The sequence below is a fragment of the Ruegeria sp. C9 genome, from assembly GCF_056537585.1.
The window spans coordinates 2,501-6,153 of record NZ_JBQFRU010000015.1; the positions used below are offsets into that span (position 1 = coordinate 2,501).

Sequence of the window (3,653 nt, forward strand, 5' to 3'; positions counted from 1 at the left end):
CTGAAACGAACAGAGTTGTCCAAGTCAAGTACACTAACCCGCATGATCTGACGATCATGCATGTCTTCTATTCTCCATGTGGGGCCGACCGACATCGGCAGCATGGGTTCCAGGATAGAAGGCGGGAAAGTATGCTTTTGGTTCAGAAGAAAGATCGCCTTTAGTTACCAGCTGGGCGATCGCGATTGACCTGACTGCGCTCAAGTAGCCGAATAGGCGGTAGCGCACTAAGTTGTGTCTTTCTCTTTCTGGATCAAATCAAGCGCGAGAAGGGCGTTTGGTGAATGCCTTGGCAGCAAGAGGCGATGAAAGACGTGATACTCTGCGATAAGCCATGGGGAGCTGAGAATAAGCTTTGATCCATGGATCTCTGAATGGGGCAACCCACCTGAATGTTTGTTATTGTTAGCTCTGCTAATCAATAATGAGCATGAACAGGTACTTAAGACCTGAATACATAGGGTTTTAAGAGCAAACCCGGGGAACTGAAACATCTAAGTACCCGGAGGAAAGGAAATCAATTGATACTCCCCTAGTAGCGGCGAGCGAACGGGGACCAGCCGAGCCAGATAAGTGACTAGAACATGTTGGGAAGCATGGCCATAGCGGGTGACAGCCCCGTATAGGAAGCTTTGATGGACGTATTAAGTAGGGCGGAACACGTGAAATTCTGTCTGAAGATCGGAGGACCACCTTCGAAGGCTAAGTACTCCTTGCTGACCGATAGCGAACCAGTACCGTGAGGGAAAGGTGAAAAGCACCCCGACGAGGGGAGTGAAACAGTACCTGAAACCGAACGCCTACAATCAGTCGGAGGATCCTCGAGATCTGACGGCGTACCTTTTGTATAATGGGTCATCGACTTGGTCTTACGAGCAAGCTTAAGCCGTTAGGTGTAGGCGTAGCGAAAGCGAGTCTTAATAGGGCGAATGAGTTCGTGGGATCAGACCCGAAACCGAGTGATCTAGGCATGGCCAGGTTGAAGGTAAGGTAACACTTACTGGAGGACCGAACCCACATCCGTTGAAAAGGATCGGGATGAGCTGTGCCTAGGGGTGAAAGGCCAATCAAACTCGGAGATAGCTGGTTCTCTGCGAAATCTATTTAGGTAGAGCGTCATCCGAATACCCCGGGGGGTAGAGCACTGGATGGGTAATGGGGCCCCACAGGCTTACTGATCCTAACCAAACTCCGAATACCCGGGAGTACTAGATGGCAGACACACTGCGGATGCTAACGTCCGTAGTGGAGAGGGAAACAACCCTGACCTACGACTAAGGCCCCCAATTCATGGCTAAGTGGGAAAGCAGGTGGGACGACCAAAACAACCAGGAGGTTGGCTTAGAAGCAGCCATCCTTTAAAGATAGCGTAACAGCTCACTGGTCTAAATAAGTTGTCCTGCGGCGAAGATGTAACGGGGCTCAAGCCATGAGCCGAAGTCTAGGGATGCGTAAGCATCGGTAGCAGAGCGTAGTGTGACATAGTCTCATTCCTCCTTCATGCCTTCGGGCAGATTGGAGGAGAGAGGCTTTCGATGAAGCGGGCGCGTGAGCGATCCCGTGGAGAGATCACTAGTGAGAATGATGACATGAGTAGCGACAAAGAGTGTGAGAGACACTCTCGCCGAAAGTCCAAGGGTTCCTGCTTAAAGCTAATCTGAGCAGGGTAAGCCGGCCCCTAAGCCGAGGCCGAAAGGCGTAGGCGATGGGAACTAGGTTAATATTCCTAGGCCAGGAGGATGTGACGGATCACAGGTGTAGTTCAATCTTATCGGATTGATTGGGCTGCTGAGTGGTTCCTGGAAATAGCCCTCCATCAGACCGTACCCTAAACCGACACAGGTGGACTGGTAGAGCATACCAAGGCGCTTGAGAGAACGATGTTGAAGGAACTCGGCAAAATACCTCCGTAAGTTCGCGAGAAGGAGGCCCGGTTCCTAGGCAACTAGGGGCTGGGGGCACAAACCAGGGGGTGGCGACTGTTTATTAAAAACACAGGGCTCTGCGAAGTCGCAAGACGACGTATAGGGTCTGACGCCTGCCCGGTGCCTGAAGGTTAAAAGGAGAGGTGAGAGCCTTGAATTGAAGCCCAGGTAAACGGCGGCCGTAACTATAACGGTCCTAAGGTAGCGAAATTCCTTGTCGGGTAAGTTCCGACCTGCACGAATGGCGTAACGACTTCCCCGCTGTCTCCAACATCGACTCAGCGAAATTGAATTGCCTGTCAAGATGCAGGCTTCCCGCGGTTAGACGGAAAGACCCCGTGCACCTTTACTACAGCTTCGCACTGGCATCAGGATTGTGATGTGCAGGATAGGTGGTAGGCTTTGAAGCGGAAACGCAAGTATCCGTGGAGCCTCCCTTGAGATACCACCCTTCGCACTCTTGATGTCTAACCGCGGTCCGTTATCCGGATCCGGGACCCTGCGTGGCGGGTAGTTTGACTGGGGCGGTCGCCTCCTAAAGCGTAACGGAGGCGCGCGAAGGTTGGCTCAGAGCGGTCGGAAATCGCTCGTTGAGTGCAATGGCAGAAGCCAGCCTGACTGCAAGACTGACAAGTCGAGCAGAGTCGAAAGACGGCCATAGTGATCCGGTGGTCCCGAGTGGAAGGGCCATCGCTCAACGGATAAAAGGTACGCCGGGGATAACAGGCTGATACTGCCCAAGAGTCCATATCGACGGCAGTGTTTGGCACCTCGATGTCGGCTCATCTCATCCTGGGGCTGGAGCAGGTCCCAAGGGTACGGCTGTTCGCCGTTTAAAGAGGTACGTGAGCTGGGTTTAGAACGTCGTGAGACAGTTCGGTCCCTATCTGCCGTGGGTGTAGGAGACTTGAGAGGAGTTGCCCCTAGTACGAGAGGACCGGGGTGAACGATCCACTGGTGGACCAGTTGTCGTGCCAACGGCAGTGCTGGGTAGCTATGATCGGACAGGATAACCGCTGAAGGCATCTAAGCGGGAAGCCCCCCTCAAAACAAGGTCTCCCTGAGGGCCGTGGAAGACCACCACGTCAATAGGCCGGAGATGTAAGCGCAGTAATGCGTTCAGTTGACCGGTACTAATCGCCCGATAGGCTTGATTTGATCCAGTAATGGAAAGACAAATCACCAAAAGCATACACTGACCTTGAGTTGGATAACGTCGCAGCGCCAAGCCGCGATGTTGGTTGATTATATAACCGAGTGGCAACGCGCCTTTTGCAAGCAAAAGACGCTGCCTGCCACCTCGTCGCTTTCTTGCAAAGCAAGAAAGTCGACATGGGCTTTTCCTCGGTTTGGTGGTCATAGCGCAAGTGAAACACCCGGTCCCATCCCGAACCCGGAAGTTAAGCACTGCCGCGCCAATGGTACTTGGGCTTAAGCCCCGGGAGAGTAGGTCACCGCCAAACCTAGTAAAAGCCCACAGTCTCTCAAACACGATGAAAAGAACACTACCCGGTCTCAAGTAGCCGAATAGGCGCTAGACCAACACAAGACCTCAAGTAGCGTAAGCGATAGGTCACTTAAAGTGTCGCGGGATGGAGCAGCCCGGTAGCTCGTCAGGCTCATAACCTGAAGGTCGCAGGTTCAAATCCTGCTCCCGCAACCAACTCTAGAAAATCCCAGAGCAGCCCGTGCAGACTACAAACAGTCCACCGGATCAATTGCTTAACG

1 tRNA gene and 2 rRNA genes are annotated in these 3,653 nt (G+C 53.0%); all 3 read left to right on the forward strand.

The annotated features are described in order from the left end of the window. Positions 1-256: 256 nt before the first annotated feature. The 3 genes from ACR0NE_RS21385 to ACR0NE_RS21395 all read left to right on the forward strand — a co-directional run bounded on the left by ACR0NE_RS21385 (position 257) and on the right by ACR0NE_RS21395 (position 3,588). A 23S ribosomal RNA gene (locus tag ACR0NE_RS21385) occupies positions 257-3,083 on the forward strand. Positions 3,084-3,273: 190 nt separating this feature from the next. Further along, positions 3,274-3,388: ribosomal RNA gene (gene rrf / locus ACR0NE_RS21390) — 5S ribosomal RNA — on the forward strand. 123 nt (positions 3,389-3,511) lie between these two features. After that, positions 3,512-3,588, forward strand: a tRNA-Met gene (locus ACR0NE_RS21395). Positions 3,589-3,653 lie beyond the last annotated feature (65 nt).